The 18,643-nt window shown below is 65.6% G+C and carries 16 protein-coding genes; 11 read left to right on the top strand and 5 right to left on the bottom strand.

Annotated elements, in window-relative coordinates:
* The first annotated feature begins 41 nt into the window (after positions 1 to 41).
* From pheT to SH602x_RS09360, 5 genes are all read left to right on the top strand, one after another.
* The gene (gene pheT, locus SH602x_RS09380) at positions 42 to 2,084 is read left to right on the top strand and encodes a phenylalanine--tRNA ligase subunit beta (protein WP_479476540.1); all 2,043 of its coding nucleotides are present in this window, start codon (positions 42 to 44) and stop codon (positions 2,082 to 2,084) included.
* A gap of 251 nt (positions 2,085 to 2,335) precedes the next feature.
* Positions 2,336 to 3,514 (top strand): metabolite traffic protein EboE, encoded by a 1,179-nt coding sequence (eboE, locus tag SH602x_RS09375; RefSeq protein WP_479476539.1) that lies wholly within the window; start codon positions 2,336 to 2,338, stop codon positions 3,512 to 3,514.
* A gap of 238 nt (positions 3,515 to 3,752) precedes the next feature.
* Positions 3,753 to 4,103, top strand: coding sequence for a 50S ribosomal protein L24 (gene rplX / locus SH602x_RS09370; protein ID WP_479476538.1), 351 nt, complete (start codon positions 3,753 to 3,755; stop codon positions 4,101 to 4,103).
* A 288-nt stretch (positions 4,104 to 4,391) separates the two neighbouring features.
* Positions 4,392 to 5,942: a hypothetical protein gene (locus SH602x_RS09365; RefSeq protein WP_479476537.1), complete on the top strand. Its 1,551-nt coding sequence runs from the start codon at positions 4,392 to 4,394 to the stop codon at positions 5,940 to 5,942.
* Between the two features lie 169 nt (positions 5,943 to 6,111).
* Complete coding sequence (locus SH602x_RS09360) at positions 6,112 to 6,441, top strand: DUF971 domain-containing protein (protein ID WP_479476536.1); 330 nt, start codon at positions 6,112 to 6,114, stop codon at positions 6,439 to 6,441.
* Between the two features lie 169 nt (positions 6,442 to 6,610).
* Here the strand turns inward: SH602x_RS09360 and SH602x_RS09355 are convergent, their stop codons facing one another.
* Positions 6,611 to 7,420: an SIR2 family NAD-dependent protein deacylase gene (locus SH602x_RS09355; protein WP_479476535.1), complete on the bottom strand. Its 810-nt coding sequence runs from the start codon at positions 7,418 to 7,420 to the stop codon at positions 6,611 to 6,613.
* A 397-nt stretch (positions 7,421 to 7,817) separates the two neighbouring features.
* Between SH602x_RS09355 and metH the strand changes: the two genes are divergently transcribed.
* Both metH and SH602x_RS09345 read left to right on the top strand, forming a co-directional pair.
* Positions 7,818 to 11,585 (top strand): methionine synthase, encoded by a 3,768-nt coding sequence (metH, locus tag SH602x_RS09350; RefSeq protein ID WP_479476534.1) that lies wholly within the window; start codon positions 7,818 to 7,820, stop codon positions 11,583 to 11,585.
* A 34-nt stretch (positions 11,586 to 11,619) separates the two neighbouring features.
* Positions 11,620 to 12,600 (top strand): hypothetical protein, encoded by a 981-nt coding sequence (locus SH602x_RS09345; protein WP_479476533.1) that lies wholly within the window; start codon positions 11,620 to 11,622, stop codon positions 12,598 to 12,600.
* A gap of 83 nt (positions 12,601 to 12,683) precedes the next feature.
* Here the strand turns inward: SH602x_RS09345 and SH602x_RS09340 are convergent, their stop codons facing one another.
* Positions 12,684 to 13,199, bottom strand: a complete 516-nt coding sequence (locus SH602x_RS09340; RefSeq protein WP_479476532.1) for an REP-associated tyrosine transposase — start codon at positions 13,197 to 13,199, stop codon at positions 12,684 to 12,686.
* A gap of 322 nt (positions 13,200 to 13,521) precedes the next feature.
* Here SH602x_RS09340 and SH602x_RS09335 point away from each other — a divergent pair, with 322 nt between their 5' ends.
* Positions 13,522 to 14,481, top strand: coding sequence for an epimerase (locus SH602x_RS09335; RefSeq protein ID WP_479476531.1), 960 nt, complete (start codon positions 13,522 to 13,524; stop codon positions 14,479 to 14,481).
* A gap of 93 nt (positions 14,482 to 14,574) precedes the next feature.
* Here the strand turns inward: SH602x_RS09335 and SH602x_RS09330 are convergent, their stop codons facing one another.
* Genes SH602x_RS09330 through SH602x_RS09320 form a run of 3 tightly spaced genes read right to left on the bottom strand, consistent with a single transcriptional unit; the run spans position 14,575 to position 15,857 of the window.
* Positions 14,575 to 14,889 (bottom strand): type II toxin-antitoxin system RelE/ParE family toxin, encoded by a 315-nt coding sequence (locus tag SH602x_RS09330; protein ID WP_479476530.1) that lies wholly within the window; start codon positions 14,887 to 14,889, stop codon positions 14,575 to 14,577.
* Complete coding sequence (locus tag SH602x_RS09325; RefSeq protein WP_479476529.1) at positions 14,886 to 15,158, bottom strand: hypothetical protein; 273 nt, start codon at positions 15,156 to 15,158, stop codon at positions 14,886 to 14,888. The genes SH602x_RS09330 and SH602x_RS09325 overlap by 4 nt, the downstream gene beginning before the upstream one ends.
* Before the next feature lie 45 nt (positions 15,159 to 15,203).
* Complete coding sequence (locus SH602x_RS09320; RefSeq protein ID WP_479476528.1) at positions 15,204 to 15,857, bottom strand: hypothetical protein; 654 nt, start codon at positions 15,855 to 15,857, stop codon at positions 15,204 to 15,206.
* Between the two features lie 104 nt (positions 15,858 to 15,961).
* On the opposite strand from SH602x_RS09320, the gene SH602x_RS09315 reads away from it, so the two are divergent.
* The 3 genes from SH602x_RS09315 to dprA all read left to right on the top strand — a co-directional run bounded on the left by SH602x_RS09315 (position 15,962) and on the right by dprA (position 18,639).
* A complete protein-coding gene (locus tag SH602x_RS09315; RefSeq protein ID WP_479476527.1) occupies positions 15,962 to 16,210 on the top strand; it encodes a hypothetical protein in 249 nt (82 codons plus the stop codon).
* A 61-nt stretch (positions 16,211 to 16,271) separates the two neighbouring features.
* Positions 16,272 to 17,396, top strand: coding sequence for a 3-dehydroquinate synthase (gene aroB, locus SH602x_RS09310; RefSeq protein WP_479476526.1), 1,125 nt, complete (start codon positions 16,272 to 16,274; stop codon positions 17,394 to 17,396).
* Between the two features lie 106 nt (positions 17,397 to 17,502).
* Positions 17,503 to 18,639: a DNA-processing protein DprA gene (gene dprA / locus SH602x_RS09305; RefSeq protein WP_479476525.1), complete on the top strand. Its 1,137-nt coding sequence runs from the start codon at positions 17,503 to 17,505 to the stop codon at positions 18,637 to 18,639.
* The last annotated feature ends 4 nt before the right edge of the window (positions 18,640 to 18,643 follow it).

Raw genomic sequence — 18,643 nt, 5'->3', positions numbered from 1 at the left:
CTCTCGTCCCCCGCTCAGACGAATCTTGCGATCGGCAACCCATGAACGTCTCCTACGAGTGGCTTCGCGAATACGTTCCGATCGTCGGAACGCCGGAGGAGCTGGCGCTCCGGCTCACGATGGCGGGGCTCACGATCGAGCATTGGGAGCAGGTCGGCAGCGACGTCGTCTTCGACGTGGAAGTCACCAGCAACCGGGCCGACTGTCTGGGTCACGCCGGCATCGCACGCGAGTTCGCGGCGCTCTACGACCTAACGGCGAAGGTCCCGGATCCGCAACCGAAGGCGAGCGGCAAACCGGCGTCGTCCTCCGTCAGCGTGACGATCGAGGACAAGGGCCTCTGTCCGCGGTACCAGGCCCGCATCATTCGCGGCGTGAAGGTGGGCCCCTCGCCGGCGAAGCTGGTGCAGCGGCTCTCCGCAGTGTTCGACGCGTTCAAGCCGCCGGAACGCAAGTCCTTCCGGCCCGTCAACAACGTCGTCGACATCACGAACTTCGTCCTGATGGAGACGGGCCAGCCGCTGCACGCCTTCGACCTCGCGAAGCTGGCCGGGCCGAAGATCGTCGTTCGGCGGGCGAAGGCAGGGGAGAAGCTGCTGGCGATCAACCACCGCGAGTACGAACTCGACGCGTCGATGGTCGTGATCGCCGACGCCGAGAAGCCGGTCGCGCTCGCCGGCGTGATGGGAGGAGCGGGGACCGAGGTGACGGAGACGACCGTCGATCTGCTGATCGAGTCGGCCCAGTTCTCGCCCCTGGCCGTGCGGCACGCCTCGCGCAAGCTCGCGCTCGCCAGCGATTCGTCGTATCGCTTCGAACGTGGCGTCGATCCGGAGGGGATCGACCGGGCGAGACGGCGTTGCTGCGAACTGATCCTGGAACACGCGGGCGGCGAACTGGCCGAGGGCGAAGTCTTCGCCGGCGATCCGCCTCCCGCGCGGGCGATCGTGCCGCTGCGGTGGAATCAGATCGAACGGATCCTCGGCATCCAGATTCCGCAGAGCGAAGCGGTCCGCATCCTGACGAAGCTCGGCTGCGTCGAGAAGAAGCGCTCCGCGGAGAGCATCGAATTCGAGACGCCGAGCTGGCGCCGGGATCTGACGCGGGAGATTGACCTGGTGGAAGAGGTCGCCCGGGTGCATGGCTACGACAAGGTGCCCGAGGACGCTCGCGTGCCGATGACCGCGTCGTACAAGACGCGTCGCGACCGGGTTCTGGACAAGCTCCGGCAGGCGTTGACCGGTACGGGCCACTTCGAGGCGATGACGCGGTCGCTCGTCGACGAGGGGTCGTGCAAGCTCTTCTCGCCCTGGACGAAGGAGCCGCCGCATCGGTCGCTGACGCCGATGATGGGCTCGGACTGCGCCCGGACGAGCCTGCTCCCCAGCCTGCTCGACAGCGTCCGTACGAACGAGAAGGCCCAGAACCCCGAGATCCGCCTGTTCGAGATCGCGAAGATCTACTTGCCCACCGCGGGCGGACTTCCGACCGAACCGACGGCGCTCGGCATCGCGACGACCGGCGATTTCTACGAGCTGAAGGGGACGCTGGAGGCGCTTCTGGGAACGCTGAATCCGGCGCTCGCGTGGGAACTGGCGCCGTCGCAGCATGCCTTCTTCGCCGGCGACCGTCAGGTCGAGCTGTCGCTCTCCGGCAAGCGCGTCGCCCTCTTCGGCCAGCTCTCGAAGCAGGCGATGGACGCGGTCGATCTTCGCAGCCCCGTCTGCATGGCGGAGGTTCTGCTCGAGCCGCTGGTCGAAATCGCGGAGCTGGTCCCCACGACGACGCCGGTGAGCCCCTACCCCACGATTCAGCGCGACCTGAACCTGATCGTGGACGAGGCGAAGCCCTGGGCGGAGATCGAGGCCATCGTGCGATCGGCCGATGCGACGCTCGTCGAGCGGGCGATCTTCCGCGAGATCTATCGCAACGCGAAGCAGGACGGGCCGGGCAAGAAGCGGATGCTCTTCTCGATCGAGCTTCGCGCGCCCGACCGCACGCTGACCGGCGACGAAGCCGACGCGGTCTGCAAGACGATCGTCGACCGCTGCGGCGAGCAGCTCGGCGCGAAGCTGCTGGCGTAAGGGAAGATTGTCCGGCACAGATGCCACCGATACCACCCAGAGCATATCTCTGTGTGCCATGGCTGGCTTGTCCAGCCGTGCTGCCTTGCGTATCGCTCTACCGCTGGCGGAGGCTTTGATCGAAGACCATGCGATCATGGAGACGTAAGCCAGTTAGAGCGGGTTCGAGTTAGGCGACGCCCCCTGCACGGCTGGACAAGCCAGCCATGGCACACAAGCCTGACTTGATTGGCCACGTTTAAGGAGCGCCCATGCTGCTCGGCTATTGCACCAACGTTCACGCGGGACCGACGCTCGAGCAGACGCGGGCGAATCTCGAGGTTCATGCGCTCGAGGTGAAGCGGCGTTTCTCGCCCGACCATCCGATGGGGGTCGGCCTGTGGATCGCGGCGCCGGCAGCGGAGGCTCTGACCAACGACGAACAGACGCTGGCGGAGTTTCGCGACTGGCTCGAAAGCGTCGGCCTGATTCCCTACACGTTCAACGGGTTTCCGTACGGCGACTTTCACCTGCGGGTCGTGAAGCATCGCGTCTACGTCCCGACCTGGGACGATCCGGCGCGGCGGGATTACACGCTTCGCCTGGCTCAGATCCAGCACGCGCTGCTTCCGTCCGGCATGACCGGCACGATCTCGACGCTCCCCATCGCATGGGGCGAGCCGACGCTGCCGGGCGATCGGATCGAGCAGGCGGCGGAGCATCTGATCGACGTCGCCAGGTTCCTCGAAGAGCTGGAATCGAGCGAAGGTCGCCGAATTCAGCTCTGCATCGAGCCCGAGCCCGGCTGCTTCCTGCAGAGAACGACCGACGTGGTGGAGTTCTTCCACCGGGCGCTCTACGCCCATGCCGACGGCGTCGGCGTCTCGCGGTACATCGGCGTCTGTCACGACGTCTGTCATGCTGCGGTGATGTTCGAGGATCAGTGCGAGGCGCTCGCCCGATTCGACGAGTCAGGCATCGACGTGGCCAAGGTGCAGGTTTCCAGCGCCGTCGAGCTGACGTCGCAGCCGACGGAAGGGTCGCTCGACGCGGCCTTCGATCAGCTCGCCCGGTTCGCCGAGGATCGCTACCTGCACCAGACCTGCCTCCGGCGGGCCGACGGAGAGGTCGAGTTCCACGAGGATCTGCCGCGATTTCTGGACGAGCGCCGGGCGGCTCTCGTCGCCGATCCGGCGTCGTGGGATCGCCTGCGGGTCCACTTTCACGTGCCGATTTATCTCGAGCGGTTCGGTCAGCTCGGGACGACGCGGTTCGCGATCGAGGAATGCCTGGGCGGCATGGCGGAAAGTTTCCCCGGCACCGAGACGTTCGAGGCGGAGACCTATGCCTGGGGCGTGCTGCCGACCGAGCTTCAGCAGTCGCCGCTCGCCGCGGGCATCGCGGAGGAGCTGGGCTGGCTGCAGAGGACGCTGGCGACGTCGAAGGCGTAGGATGGCCCCGGAGATTTTAGACGCATCTGTCGACGGGCGAACGGGTTGCGAATTCGGTTCGGCAGGCTGAGCGGCCTCGGTCCGTCGCCCCTCGATTTCTCGCGGCGACGCCCTAGACCCTTCGCCCGCTTTCCTTATAATGCGGGGCTTTCCGGTACAGCCGAGAGACTGTCTACGCGCTTGCGGGCGCGATTTACGTACACGAAAGCCGGGCGGACTGCCGCCGGGAGCGGGCGAGATGAAGATTCGCGTCGACGATACGGTGATGGTGATCACGGGCAGCGACAAGGGCCAGACCGGCAAGGTCGTCCGCGTCTTCCCGAAGGACGAGAAAATCATCGTCGAGGGCGTCGCCCGCGTCTGGAAGCACGTCAAGCGCAGCCAGAAGAACCCGCAGGGCGGACGCCTCAACCGCGAGATGCCGATCCCGGCCTCGAAGGTCATGGCTGTCTGTCCCCAGACGGGCAAGCCGACCCGCGTGGGCGTCCGGTACATGGCCGACGGCGCCAAGGAGCGCTTCGCGAAGGTCTCCGGCGCCTCGATGGGTGCGATCTCGCCGGCCCGTCCGGCCTACGCCAAGCAGAAGTAAGCCCTCCCCCCGGGTCGATTCGTTTTCTCCGGGAGAGAGGACGGGCGCACGGGCGAGAGAGCGAACCAGAGATTTTTTCAGGGGACGAGCGGCGGATTCGCTGCTCGTCCCCTTCTTCGTATCGTGCCGCGTGGGACCGGTCCGGCGACGGCGTCGCGTGCCTCCTTCCCGCGAAGGTTCGCCAGGCCAGAGGTGGCACCGCGGCCCCGATTGCGGAAGAATTGATTGCGCCGGGCGTTGCGCGGTCGCTGTGCGCGTGCTCCCTTCATTCCGCCGTCGATCGCCATCGTGAGCGTCCGAACCGAATCGCCCTCTGACGCCAGCGTGCCGACCCCTGCGGGACCGGCGTCGCTGGGGTGGCGCATTCCCGGGGCGCGACGAGCGCGTCCGCCCTTCCTTTTCGACCGACGATTCTGGATCGGCCTCCTGGTCTGGGGCGTCGGGGTCGCTGCGTTCTGGACGTTCGACGAATCGGTTCGCGTCGGCGCCGTCGCGGTCTGGACCGGGTTCGGTCTGCTCGCCTGGCAGTTCGTGCGATACCGCGACCGCTTCCGCACGGAGGACGAGCCGCACTTCACGCTCGACGACGAAGGGCTCGCCTGGCGGGATTCGGCGGGGCAGCCGCATCGTTTTCCGGCGGAGAAGGTCCGCTCGTTCCGGCTGGGACTCGACGCCGATACGGAGCGACCCGTCGCGGCGCTGGTCCTGCAACTGGGCGACGGCCAGGAGTCGCAGCCGATCGAACTGGAGCCCCCCGCGAATTCGCCGACGGTCCGCACGTTCCTGAACGATCGCTGGGGCATCTCGGAACGGCGGGACGACGACGCCGGTCGTTACGCGGGATATCTGCGGGTCCGCCTGCGGGAACGGATTCAGACGCCGACCGTCCGGCGGCTCGCCCGCTGGGCCCTGATCGAACCGTGGCACGAACGGGGCGAGTGGCTGCTGGCCGAGATCCCGGGCAGGGGGAAACTCTTCTTCGACGACGAGTCCGGACTCTGGCGGTGGGATGACTTCGAGACCGAGCCGCTGACCTCGGACGATCTCGATACCCTGCTCGATCGTCTGAGCCAGACGCTGGAGAGCGAAATCGCGGACCGGGCAGGCGAAGCGGCGGAGCGTCTGCGCGGGGCGAACCTGCCGTCCGCGCTCAACGAGCCGCCGGCGCGTCGCGAGGCGTTTCTCGTCTGGTTCGCCCGCCAGTGGGAGGACGAGCTGCCCGCCGATGCGAGCGAGCTGACCGTGCGCGCGGAGCAGGAAGGCCTCGGACGCTTTCACGTCGACGGCGAATGGCACGGCGCGGAGAGCTGGTTCTTTCAGGGAACCTACGAGCCCCGGACGGCCGGACCGGCGAGCGGCGCCGCGGAGGCGGCTCCCGATCAGGGTTCGCTGGCGATCTCGCGCTTCTCCGACCTGCAAAGATCGCAGCAGGCCTTTCAACGGGCGGCGAAAACGCTCGGCATGCTGGTCCGGTTTCAGACGGATGAGGGACGCTGGCAGTTCGTCGGTTCGCGGGAGGCGTTCGAGGAGTGGACCGACTGGATCGCGTCGCACGCCGCGGCGATGAAGCCCCGCGACGCCGGCATCCGCCTGCCGACGTACGTCTGGGGAAACGAACCGATCCGGATCGCGATGACGTACTCGCCCATCCCCTACGTCGAAGACGGACGCCTCGCCGGTCCGGAAGAGTTCTTCGATCATCTGGTCGAGAACCTGCGGACGATGCTGGCGACGTGGCCTGCCGGCAAGGAGGCTCAGGTGCAGCTCTTTCCGCGCAAGGATCCGCCCTTTCTGCTCTCCTTTCGCGAACGCCGCATCGAAGTTGACGGCGAAGCATGAGCGAACGAAAGGCGAGCAGAGAGTTTCAGCCCTCCGTGTTTGCGACGACGAGCGGCCTTCTCTTGTAGGGCAGGCGCCCCGCCTGCAATCGCAGCGGCAACCAGATTTCCGGCAGGCAAGGCGCCTGCCCTGCAAGACCGAACGCACGTTCGAAGAACGCGAACCGTCCATGACCCTCCATCCTGTCGAACTTGCCCGCAAGCCGGGCCATCTGGTGATCAAGTGGAGCGACGGAGAGGTCCGGCGGTACCGGCTGAAAGCCCTTCAGGACGCGTGCCCCTGCGCGAACTGTCGCGAGAAGCGGAACGCTCCGCCGCCCGACCCGTTCGTCATGAACATCGTCAGCAGCCCGCAGGAGGTCGCGCCGCTGGAGATCGCGAAGATGGCGCCGGTCGGACGCTACGCCTACTCCATCAAGTTCAACCACGGCTGCACCCGCGGGATCTACATCTTCGAGACGCTAAGGTCGCTCGGAGAGCGAGTGGAAACGGCGTCGTAGGACAGTTGTTCTTCGTAGGGTGGGTCATTGACCCACCGTGCTTCCGGCGACGCTCCATTCGCATTCGGCTTCGACCAGGAAAGCGCTTGCGACGAAGTCGGCTTCGCATGCAGTCGACGGCTGAGGGAGCGACAGGTGGGTCAATGACCCACCCTACGAAAGACTCGCGTCACGCCTCCTCGAACGCCGCCGTCACCAGCTTCGGCAGCACGCTTCCCGCCGTTCCCTGCAGCCAGCCGGGGCCGGAGACGTGGGGGTCGATCGTGAGGACGGTCGCTCCCCCGTCCGCGGCGAGCGTGGGGAGCGTGGCGGCGGGATAAACCGCGCCCGAGGTGCCGACGGAGAGGAACAGGTCGCAACTCTCTACCGCCGTCAGGGCGTTCGTCCAGGCGGGTTCGGCCATCGCGTCGCCGAACAGGACGAGGTTCGGACGATGGCGGCCCAGCCAGTCGAAGCGATGAATCTTGCGGATCTGCCGCACGAACGTCAGCAGACTGGTCCGCTTCTCGGCATAGTCGCGGAGGACGCGGGCGATCCGCTGCATCTCCTCGTCGTCCAGTCGATGCACGACGTCGCCGGTCGAGGCGTGGACGATCTCCGCCAGCGAACCGTGGACCTCCACAACCATCGTCGACCCGGCTGCCTGGTGCAGGCCGTCGATATTCTGGGTGACGATCGTCGTGGGGATTCGCTGTTCCAGTTCCGCGAGCGCCTGATGCCCGAGATTGGGCTCCGCCATCGCGATGGGCTCGACCACGTTCAGGACGAATTCGGCGACGGATCGCGGATCGGTCGCCGCCGTGGCGAGCAGGCCCTTCCATGTCGCGAACTTCTCCGGCGGAAAGCGCTGCCAGAATCCCTCCGCGTCGCGAAACGTCGGCACGCCGCTCTCCGCGGAGATACCCGCGCCCGTGAACGCGACCACGCGTTTCGCCTTCCGCAGGGCGAGAACCGCGGTGATCCAGTTGTCGGTGTTCATCGCGGCTCTCACTTTCGTAGGGTGGGTCCTGACCCACCTGTCGTTCTCACAACTTTCGATCGGCAAGCAAGAGATCGATCTCGCCGCCGGGTTCGTTCGGACGGCGATTCGAGGGACGTCGTCCAATAGAGATCGAAGCGGCAACTCGGTGTAAGCGACAGGTGGGTCAAGACCCGCCCTACGACGGAATGACGAGGCCGCATCGCCGGTACGTCCCGTGCAATCCGCTTCTAACGTCTGCGTCTCCGTGGCTCTCGCCCCGCCGGGGGAGACGGTCTGGCCGATCCGTCTACAATAAGGGGCTTGTCGCGGGGCGGGGGTCCGGGGGGGAACGGCCTTTCCGAGAGATTGCCCATCGCCGCGCGGCGTCGCTCCCCCGGAACGCACCGCTTCGCCGATGATCGTCTCGCCCGCTGCCGACTCGCAAAATGTCGGAAAGAAGCCCGTCCAGTCGCCCGCCAGCCGACCGATCCTGGAAGGCCTGCTTCAGGAACGGATCCTGATCCTGGACGGCGGCATGGGGACCCAGGTTCAGCAACTGAACCTGGACGAGACCCTGTTTCGCGGCGAACGCTTCGCAGGTCACCACAAGGATCTGAAGAATTTCGTCGATCTGTTGTGCCTGACCCATCCGGAGAAGATCACCGAGATCCATCGCCGGTACTTCGCGGCCGGCGCCGACATCGTCGAAACCAACTCCTTCGGCGCGACCCGCGTCGGCATGGAGGAGTTCGAACTCGATCCGGCGCTGATCCGGGAGCTGAACTTCGCCGCGGTCGCCTGCGCGCGGAAGGCCGCCGACGAGTTCAACGAAAAGCAGCCCGATAAGCCCCGCTTCGTCGCCGCGTCGATCGGACCGACGGCCAAGCAGCTTTCCATCTCGACCAGCGTCGAGGACCCCAGCTATCGCGGGGCGACGTTCGACCAGATGGTCGCGTCGTACTACGAACAGGTCGCCGCGGTCATCGAGGCGGGCGCGGACCTGCTGCTGCCCGAGACGGCGATCGATACGCTCAACCTGAAGAGCTGTCTGTTCGCGATCTCGAAGTACTTCGACGAGCACAACGTCTACGTCCCGACGATGATCTCGACGACGTTCGATCGCTCCGGCGCGACGTTCGTCTCGGGTCAGACCGTCGAGGCGATGTGGAACGCGATCAGTCACTTCCCGGCGCTCAGCGTCGGCATCAACTGCGCGCTCGGCCCCGACCTGATGCGGCCCTACGTGGAGGAACTGTCGCACGTCTCGACGGCCTTCATCAGTTGCCATCCGAACGCCGGTCTCCCCAACGAGATGGGGCAGTACGACATGACGCCGTCGGCCTTCGCCGATCGGGTGGAGGACTTCGCGCGGAACGGCTGGCTCAACATCGCGGGCGGCTGCTGCGGCACGACGCCCGATCACATCCGCGCGATGGCGGAGCGCGTGAAGGGGATCAAGCCTCACAGGAAGAGCGAGGTCGCCGCCTTCACGCGGCTCTCCGGCACGCGCCCGCTGACGATCCGCCCCGAGACGAACTTCGTCATGATCGGCGAGCGGACGAACGTCACCGGCAGCCGGGCGTTCGCCAAGCTCGTCCGCGAAGGGAACTTCGAAGCGGCGGTAGAGGTCGCGAGGCAGCAGGTCGAAAACGGCGCCTCCGTCATCGACATCAACATGGACGACGCGCTGCTCGACGGCGTCGCCGCGATGACGAAGTACCTGAACCTGATCGCGGGCGAGAATGACATCGCCGGCGTTCCCGTGATGATCGACAGTTCGCGGTGGGAGATTCTCGAGGCAGGCCTCAAGTGCGTGCAGGGGAAGGCGATCGTCAACTCGATCGCGATGAAGGACGACCTCCCCAAGTTCATGCACCAGGCTCGCACGATCCGTCGGTACGGCGCCGCAGTCGTGGTGATGGCCTTCGACGAAGTGGGCCAGGCGGTCGAGATCGATCACAAGGTCGCCGTCTGCAAGAAGGCGTACGACCTGCTCGTGAACGAGGTCGGCTTCCCGCCTGAAGACATCATCTTCGACCCCAACATTCTGACGGTCGCGACCGGCATCGAAGAACACGACAACTATGCCGTGAACTTCATCGAGGCCGTGAAGCTGATCAAGCAGGAATGCCCAGGCGCGAAGATCTCCGGCGGCGTCAGCAACGTCAGCTTCTCCTTCCGCGGCAACGACCTCGTCCGCGAGGCCATCCACACGGCGTTCCTCTACCATGCCATCCGCGCCGGGATGGATATGGGGATCGTCAACGCGGGGCAGCTCGCCGTGTACGAGGAGGTGCCGAAGGACCTGCTGGAGCGAGTCGAGGACGTCCTGCTCAATCGGCGTCCCGACTCGACCGAACGCCTGGTCGAGTTCGCCGAAAAGGTCAAGGGGAAGGGTCAGGTCGCCGCGGGCGAGGATCTGACGTGGCGTGCCGAACCGGTGGAGAAGCGCCTCGCCCATGCGCTCGTGAAGGGGATCGACAAGTACGTCGAAGAGGACACCGAAGAGGCGAGGCAGAAGTTCGCCCGCTGCCTGCAGGTGATCGAAGGCCCGCTGATGGACGGCATGAGCGTCGTCGGCGACCTCTTCGGCGAAGGGAAGATGTTCCTGCCGCAGGTGGTGAAGAGCGCCCGCGTCATGAAGAAGGCGGTCAAGTACCTGCTCCCCTTCATGGAGCAGGAGAAGATCGCGGCAGGCGAAGAGAACTCCCAGGCGCGCGGCAAGATCCTGCTGGCGACCGTGAAGGGGGACGTGCACGACATCGGCAAGAACATCGTCGGCGTCGTGCTGGGGTGCAACAACTACGAAATCATCGACCTCGGCGTGATGGTCCCCTGCGAGAAGATCCTCGAAGCGGCGCGCGAGCATAACGTCGACATCATCGGTCTGTCGGGGCTCATCACGCCCAGCCTCGACGAGATGTCGCACTGCGCCCGGGAGATGCAGCGCCTGGGCTTCGACGTGCCGCTGCTCATCGGCGGAGCGACCACGAGCGCCAAGCACACGGCCGTGAAGATCGCGCCCTTCTACAAGAACGCGGTGGTCCACGTGCTCGACGCGTCACGCTCGGTCGGCGTGGTCGATCGCTTGCGCTCCGACGACATGCGGGACGCCTTCCTGACGGAGAACCTGCGATCTCAGGAGGAGCAGCGCGTCTCCTACGGCAAGCGGCAGCAGGTCGCGCTCGTTCCCTATGCGGAGGCCCTGTCGAAGAAGTTCGAGACCGACTGGTCGACCGTCGAGATCGCCGTGCCGGAGAAGCTGGGCCTGCGCGTGATCGAGGATCAGCCGCTGGAGGAACTGGTCCCGTACATCGACTGGTCCCCGTTTTTCATGACGTGGGAGCTGATCGGCAAGTATCCGAAGATCCTGCAGGACGAGGTCGTCGGCGAAGCCGCGCGGAACCTGTTCGCCGACGCGCAGGCGATGCTCAAGAAGATGCTGTCGGAGAAGCGGGTCAAGGCGAAGGCCGTCTACGGCTTCTGGCCCGCCAACTCCATCGGCGACGACATCGTCCTGTTCGCCGATGACACCCGGACGGAGGAGATCGCCCGGTTCCACACCCTGCGTCAGCAGTGGGAGCGGAAGGGGCAGAAGGACTTCCGCGCGCTGGCCGATTACGTCGCGCCGATCGACAGCGGCCGGGCCGATTACCTGGGCGCCTTCTGCGTCACGGGGGGCATCGGCGCGTTCGAGCTGTCGCGGGAGTACGACGAACTGGGCGAGATCGACCACTCGATCATGATCAAGGCGCTAGCCGACCGCTTCGCGGAAGCGTTCGCCGAGAAGCTGCACGCCGACGCGCGTCGGGAGTGGGGCTACGGCCAGGCGGAGAACCTGGCGCCTGCCGACCTGATCGAGGAGCGTTACCGCGGTATCCGCCCCGCCCCGGGCTACCCCGCGCAGCCGGACCATACCGAGAAGGCGACGCTCTTCAAGCTGCTGGATGCGGAGAAGAACGCGGGCGTGACGCTGACCGAGTCCTTCGCCATGTGGCCCGCGGCGGCGGTCAGCGGGCTCTACTTCGCCCACCCCAAGAGCCGCTACTTCGCCGTCGACCGGATCACCCGCGACCAGGTCGAATCCTACGCCGCGCGCAAAGGCTGGACTATGGAAGAGGCCGAACGGTGGCTGAGCCCGAACCTGGGGTACGACCCGGAACCGGTCGGGGTGACGACGTAGGGATCGCTTACGACCCTGTCTACGGGAGATTGTGATGGATAGACGCTACTGCCGTATTTGTTGGAATGAAAATGGATGGCGAAAGCCGTCGGGATCCGCGGAGGAAGCGAGTTCGTACTTCGCGACGAACGGGTTCGGCCATGAAGAATGGCTGTTCAACTACGAGTGGCTCATAAATGGATATCGGTACGGGTTTCTGCAACCGATCCACAGCAGCCATTCCGCCTTTGAAGGTAAGACGATCTCCGTAGCGCTATACGCTCATCGCGGCGATCACTCATTTCTGATCGCGACCATCGAGGAGGTATACGTTCCGCTCATGGACGAGCTCGAGGACGCCTTTCGAGTGACCGTCGAACGCGGCTGGCTTGTGCAAATGCGAGAGGACGTCGGCGCTGTCGACGGCACGCTCGCAGAACTGGAAAGCCCTACGGCGCTCGTGACGCTGAATGTCCGCTTTCGGCCCGAGCATGTACGACTTTACGAGCCGCGTCCTGTATTTCCCGATGACCATAAGGCGGCGACCACGCATAGATACGTCCCACTTTATTGGGAGGACGACCTTGCCGAAGTCGTGAGGCTAACGCCGCCGGCTGTTCTTCGCTCCGAAGTTGCATACATTCGCGCTGCTCAGGACGCGGTTCCCGTCGACCCGAAGCACATACGACTTCAGAATCGACTGTTTGAATCGCTGCAGGGTGAGTTCGGCGTCGAAGCAGTCGACTACGAGCGTGGCTTCGTTGATCTGTCAGTTCGACAACAAGGACGGACGACGTTCTTCGAGATAAAGACGGACTCGTCGGCAAAGCGTTGCATCCGCAATGCATTGGGCCAACTGCTCGAATACGTCGCCTATCCCGATGAAGATAGGGCGAGCGACTGGGTTATCGTCGGCGATGCGCCGGTAACCGATGACGATCGCGTTTACTTGGACTGCCTGCGGTCAAGGTTTCGGCTTCCGTTGCGCTATGGACGGTTTCATTGGCCATCGGGGCGCATCGAGGAATACGCATGAGCCCCGTGCCTGATTGCGTCGGCCTTGGGTGGCCCAGGTTGCTCGTCAACCTGGGCCACCCAAGGCGGGCAAGAAAGTGCAGTTCACGCGATCCATTCGATCGCGACGCCGACCGATCGACGGCGTTCGTGCCAGCGGGCCGAACTCCAGCGCCAGTCCGAGGGCTCGGTCGTCAGCCCGCCAGCGACCGGGTTGTGGTGCATGTAGTCGAGCTTCTCGCGCAGCTTGGCTTCCGAGTGGATCGCGACGGCGTAGTACCGCGGTTGCCAGACCCGTGGGTCTTCCTTTAGAACCGCGGCGAACTCGCTGCCGTACCGTCGATACCATTCGCCGATGCGATAGCTGGAAACCCGCATCGACCCCAGCATGAAGCCGCTCAGTCTCCCCGTCGCCGGCAGCCAGATCAACGCGTGGACGTGATCGGGCATCACGACGAGGCCGACGCACTTCGCCGAGTCTCGGGCAAGCTGATCGTTCAGAACGCCGAGCACGATCCGCTTCGTCGCGTCGGGGTTCAGCAACCGGCGACGGAGAGCGCAGGAGAACGTGACGAAGTGGCAGTAGAGTTCGTCATCGACGGTGCGGCGCCGGTGGGGCATGTCAGTGCTCGGCGCTCGCAGGAGCGGAGGTTCGCCGTCGATCTTCGAAGAAGTCTACTCAATGTTCCAAACGATCCGTCGACTTTCTTGCCGACTTCGTCGGCCCAGGTTGGCAAGCAACCTGGGCCACCCATTGTTTTAGTCGCTCGTTCGGCCTCCGCGCTTCGTTCTCTCTAAAGGCATTTTCCCTCAACGTTCGGGTTACCGTAGCGCGAAGCGGATAGCGTCTGCGACGGATCGTCGCGGCGAGCGGGATTCACGTTGAGCGGACGGGTAGTTCGCGGTGAAGAGTGAAACGCGTTTCGTTCGGAACCTGACCTCTATGTCCGACATCCCTGCGAAGGGTCCCATCGTCATCGCAGGCGGCTCCGGCTTCCTCGGCGTGTCGCTGGCGCACCATCTGGCGGAGGCGGGGCGGGAGGTCGTGATCCTGTCGCGAACTCCGCCGAAAGTCAGCGGACCGTGGAAGCACGTCGCGTGGGACGCGCGGACGCTGAGGGAGTGGAAGTTGGCGCTGGAGGGGGCGGCGGGGCTGGTGAACCTAGTCGGTCGCACGGTCGACTGCATCAAGACGCCGGATCATCAGGACGAGATTCTGAGGTCGCGCGTGGAGTCGACGCGCGTTCTCGGCACGGCGATGCGGGCTATCGATCGTCCGCCTCCGGTCTGGGTGCAGATGAGCACGGCTCACATCTACGGCGATCCGCCGGAGGTCGTCTGCGACGAAGACTCCGCGTTCGGATATGGTCTCGCTCCGTTCGTGGCGCAGGCCTGGGAGGAGGCGTATCGCGAAAGCGTGCTGCCGACGCAGCGGCAGGTCGTGCTCCGGACGAGCTTCGTCGTCGGTCGCGATCGGGGCGGCGGCAACGGAGCGCTGAGGCGGCTGACCCCGCTGGCCCGCATGGGGCTGGGCGGCACGGTCGGTTCCGGCAGGCAGGGGATGAGCTGGATTCACGAGACCGACATGAACCGGCTCTTCGAGCGGGGGCTGGTCGACCCGGCCATGCAGGGCGTCTACATCGCGTCCGCGCCGCACCCGCTCTCGAATCGCGAGTTTATGCGGGAGCTGCGCCGGGCGGTCGGCATGCCGATCGGACTGCCGGCGTTCGCGTGGATGGTGCGGCTGGGCGCGCCGCTGCTGATGCGGACCGATCCGGAACTCGCCCTGTACGGTCGCTTCGTCGTGTCGAAACGCCTGGCGCAAGAAGGCTTCGAGTTTCGCTATCCGACGGTTCGCGAGGCGTTGGAAGATCTGTTCCGACGGACGCCGGACGTTAAGTAGGATCAGGCGATGTCGACTCCAGTCGCTCGCGCATCCGGCCCCCGACTTCACATCGATGCGCTGCCGAACCTCTTCGGTCAGTGGCCGACACCTTCAGCCTATCGCATCCAGGTCCCGCGCGACGTGCAGGACGCGGACGACCTCGATGCCCTCCGACGTGGATCGATAATAGACGCGCCAATTCTCGAAGCCGCTGACGGGCCAGGATCGACAGTCTTGCAACTGCACGGCGCTCGTCAGCACGCGCTCGCCCGCATCCGAATATGCTGCAATTCGAGGAAGCGTCGATTGGACCGAGTCCAGGAATCGCCGTGCGGCCGATTCGCTATCTTCAGCGATGTAGGTCGCGATTTCGACGATGTCGAGCTCCGCGAGCGGTCGCTGAACGACTCGACCCGCGGAACTCATGGACGCGCGCCGGACGACTTGCGTTCGCTCAGGCGACGCTCGAAGTTGTTTCGGATCCGCTCCCAGACTTCGTCGGTGACCTCTTCCGGCGGACCGCTGTTCAGTCCGCGAATCAGTTCGCTTTCGAGATTCTCCTGCGCGAGTCGCTGACGATCCGCTTTCAGCAAGGTTTCGACGTAGGCGCTGACGTCGGTGAAGCCCGCGGCCCGGACTTGCCTGCCCAGCTTCTCCTCGACCTCGTCAGAAACGTTCACGTGCAGCGTCTTCATCGACCGGTTCTCCTTCTCGAACGATAGACGAAGCTCTGCGCGACTTCAATCGCGAGGAACCGGCGCTTCGGCTGCGGTCGCCTTCTCCGCCGGTTCGTCCTGCGGCCTCAGCAGGTACGTCTTCAGCGAGTCCCGCTTCTTCTCCGTCATCCTCAGGGCCCGCTCCTGATCGGCGACGTAGAGCGACGCGGCTTCCCAATCGAGGTAGACGTCGACCGTCGAGCCGTCGGCGGTCCGGGCGAATCGCACGAAAGCGTCGGGCTCCAGCGAAGCGACGGGCGGGTGCTCGTCCCAGTAGTAGCTCTCCGCCGCCAGGAACGCCGGGTGGACGTGGACCCAGCTCCGCCCCTCGGTCTCGTTGCGCGTCGGCTCGCCCGCTTCGCCGGGAGCGAAGGGTTTCCAGCGGAGGCCTCCCTGATCGACGGCATCGGCTACGGCGTAGTCGGCGTCGGCAGGGACGTAGACGGTCGCCTGGTCTGCCCGCTGGATCGTCTGGACGGCCTCGCTCCCGAAGAAGCCGATCACGCGGCCCGACTGAAACATGTGGTAGCCGAGCGTCACGCCGGCGACCAGAACGCCGCCTCCGATGACGAAGGTCACGATCTTCCAGCCCGCGACGCCGGGCCGTTCGGAAGGGTACGACGGCGGCGCCCCGGCTGGGGAAGCGGCATCCTCGGCAGAGTTCGGCGGATCGGACATCGGCATGCATTGCGGTGACGGTCGGGAACGCTCGCATTATACTGCTCGTCCGCCGGCGCCTTCCGCGGGCGACGATACGCGAGCGGCGGCGATGCCCGAGCAGGATGGCTGAGAAGTTCGACAAGTTCGATCCCTACCGCGAATCGCTCGTAGTGGAGATCGATACGGTCTGGCCCGAGTCCTGCCGGGACTGGTCGCCCGAACGAAAGGCAACCGTCGAAGGCCGCCTGCACGCAACCGCCGAACGGCGAAGGCAACTTCGCTACTTCCGCCTGCATACGGGCTTCTGCCGGATCGTCGTGGCGACGGAGGACGACCTGCGGGAAGTCGAAGGATCGCCGGCGACGGATTGATGTCCCGGTCGTTGTTCCGACTCGTCCGGTTTTCGATAGCGCTCGAACGCGGAAGGCAGCGGTGGTTAGCGAACTCGCCTCGGGATCCGACGAGGTTTCGGTCAATCTCGGTCCGCGCTCGTACGAGATCCGCATCGCGGCAGGTGAGCTGTCGCGGCTGGGTCCGCGCCTGGCCGAACTGCTTCCGGCGAAGCATGCGGTTCTGATCGCCGACGCGACGCTCGCCGATCCAGCCATCGGATTCGCGGATGCCGCGGTCGAGTCGCTGATCCGCAGCGGACTCCGCGTCACCCGCATCGACGTCCCGTCAGGCGAGACGAGCAAGTCGCCCGGGCAGCTCGAACGGATCTGGGAGGCGATGCTCGACGCCGGCGCCGACCGCAAGAGCGTCGTCGTCGCGCTGGGGGGCGGAGTGATCGGCGATCTGGCTGGCTTCGCGGCGGCGTCCTACACCCGCGGTCTGCCCTTCTATCAGGTTCCGACGACCCTTCTGTCGCACGTCGACAGCAGCGTCGGCGGCAAGACGGGCATCAACCTCAGTCGCTCGAAGAACATGGTCGGCGCCTTCTGGCAGCCGATCGGCGTCTCGATCGATCCCGACACGCTCCGCACGCTCGCGGGCCGCGAGTATCGCTCGGGCCTGGCCGAGGTCGTGAAGTACGGCGTCATCCTCGACGCACCGTTCTTCGACTGGCTGGCCGCGAACGAAAGCGGCCTGAACGAACGCGACCCGAAGGTCCTCGTGAAGACGATCGCCCGCTGCTGCCGCCTGAAGGCCGACGTGGTGGAACAGGACGAGCGGGAGACGACGGGCCTCCGCGCCGTCCTCAACTACGGGCATACGTTCGCCCACGCGATCGAAGCGGTCGCAGGCTACGGTCAGCTCCTGCACGGCGAGGCGGTCTCGATCGGTATGGCCTGCGCCGCGGAGCTCTCGGTCCGGCTGCGTCGCGTCGACGAGACGTTCGTCTCGAAGCAGAACGTACTGCTGGAAGCGCTCTCGCTTCCCATCCGCGTCCCGCCGATGGATCTCGGCGCCCTGATGGAGGCGATGCGACACGACAAGAAGACCGAGCACGGCAAGCTCCGCTTCGTCCTGCCGACGAAGATGGGGCACGTCGAGCTGGTCGACGGCATCGACGAGAAGTTGGTCGCTGACGTCTGGCGAGCCTGCGGGGTGGAGTGACGCAGAACGCTACGTATCTCTCGTAGGGTGGTTCATTGACCCACCTCACTTGGAATCCGCGAGTTGTACAAGGTGGGTCAATAACCCACCCTACGGGGAACGGTCCATGTCCGAACCTTCGACGACAGATCCAGCCGAGCGGGACGCGATCCTGCACGAGCTGAGTCTGTCGCTCGTCGACGGCGTGGGGCCGCGGATCTATCAGCAGCTTCGCGAAGCGTTCGGCGACGCGAAGGGAGCGCTCAACGCGTCGATCGCGGAACTCCGCGGCGTGCCGGGCGTCGGGAACGTTCTGGCGGAGCGGATTCGTGCGGGCCGCGATCTGGCCGAGGCGGAAGAAGAGATCGCGTTCTGTCGCTCGGCGGACGTCCGCGTCCTCTCGGTGGCGTCGCCAAATTATCCCGCGGCGCTGCGCGAGATCCCCGATCCGCCGGCCATTCTGTTCGTGCGGGGAGAGGTGCTGCCGCGGGATGAAGCGGCGGTCGCGATCGTCGGCACGCGGCACTGCACCACGTACGGTCGCGCCCAGGCGGAGCGCTTCGCCTCCGGTCTCGCCTCGGCAGGTATCACCGTCGTCAGCGGACTCGCCCGCGGCGTCGACAAGGCGGCGCATGAAGGAGCGCTGAGCGCGAACGGTCGGACGCTGGCCGTGCTGGGAAGCGGCGTCTGCGAAGTCTATCCGCCGGAGCATGGCGCTCTGGCCGAGCACGTCATCGCCGCGGGCGCACTCATCAGCGAAAGTCCGCCGCGACGCGCGCCGATTCGCGGCGCCTTCCCGCAGCGCAATCGCGTCGTCACCGGTCTGTCGCGGGCGCTGCTCGTCATCGAGGCCGATCTGCAGTCGGGGGCAATGATCTCCGCCCGGCATGCGATGGAGCAGAACCGCGAAGTCTTCGCGTTGCCGGGGCGGATCGACGACCGGACCTCGCACGGCTGCCATCGCCTGATCCGCGACGGCGCCCGGCTGCTGGAATCGGTGGAGGACGTGCTCGAAGAACTGGGACCGATGCCGGCGCCCGTTCGGCTGGACGATCAGACCGTTCTTCGCAAGCCGGCGGAGTTGCTGCTGAACGAGCAGGAATCGCAGGTGCTCCAGGCGATACCCGCTTCGCCTGTCGACATCGACAGCCTGGTCGTCGCGACCGGCTTGCCCGTCCATCGCATCCTGGCCACGCTCAGCGTGCTCGAGACCCGCCATCTCGTCCGCCGCATCAGCGGCCAGACGGTGATGCGGACGAACTGAGCAA

Source organism: Lignipirellula cremea, from assembly GCF_056501455.1.
This window is presented reverse-complemented; position numbering and strand designations above follow the sequence as displayed.

Bases quoted from the DNA above. Each gene is read 5' to 3' on its own strand.
- pheT (WP_479476540.1), top strand. From the start codon at position 42: ATGAACGTCTCCTACGAGTGGCTTCGCGAATACGTTCCGATCGTCGGA.
- eboE (WP_479476539.1), top strand. From the start codon at position 2,336: ATGCTGCTCGGCTATTGCACCAACGTTCACGCGGGACCGACGCTCGAG.
- rplX (WP_479476538.1), top strand. From the start codon at position 3,753: ATGAAGATTCGCGTCGACGATACGGTGATGGTGATCACGGGCAGCGAC.
- SH602x_RS09360 (WP_479476536.1), top strand. From the start codon at position 6,112: ATGACCCTCCATCCTGTCGAACTTGCCCGCAAGCCGGGCCATCTGGTG.
- SH602x_RS09355 (WP_479476535.1), bottom strand. From the start codon at position 7,420: ATGAACACCGACAACTGGATCACCGCGGTTCTCGCCCTGCGGAAGGCG.
- metH (WP_479476534.1), top strand. From the start codon at position 7,818: ATGATCGTCTCGCCCGCTGCCGACTCGCAAAATGTCGGAAAGAAGCCC.
- SH602x_RS09345 (WP_479476533.1), top strand. From the start codon at position 11,620: ATGGATAGACGCTACTGCCGTATTTGTTGGAATGAAAATGGATGGCGA.
- SH602x_RS09340 (WP_479476532.1), bottom strand. From the start codon at position 13,199: ATGCCCCACCGGCGCCGCACCGTCGATGACGAACTCTACTGCCACTTC.
- SH602x_RS09335 (WP_479476531.1), top strand. From the start codon at position 13,522: ATGTCCGACATCCCTGCGAAGGGTCCCATCGTCATCGCAGGCGGCTCC.
- SH602x_RS09330 (WP_479476530.1), bottom strand. From the start codon at position 14,889: ATGAGTTCCGCGGGTCGAGTCGTTCAGCGACCGCTCGCGGAGCTCGAC.
- SH602x_RS09325 (WP_479476529.1), bottom strand. From the start codon at position 15,158: ATGAAGACGCTGCACGTGAACGTTTCTGACGAGGTCGAGGAGAAGCTG.
- SH602x_RS09320 (WP_479476528.1), bottom strand. From the start codon at position 15,857: ATGTCCGATCCGCCGAACTCTGCCGAGGATGCCGCTTCCCCAGCCGGG.
- SH602x_RS09315 (WP_479476527.1), top strand. From the start codon at position 15,962: ATGGCTGAGAAGTTCGACAAGTTCGATCCCTACCGCGAATCGCTCGTA.
- dprA (WP_479476525.1), top strand. From the start codon at position 17,503: ATGTCCGAACCTTCGACGACAGATCCAGCCGAGCGGGACGCGATCCTG.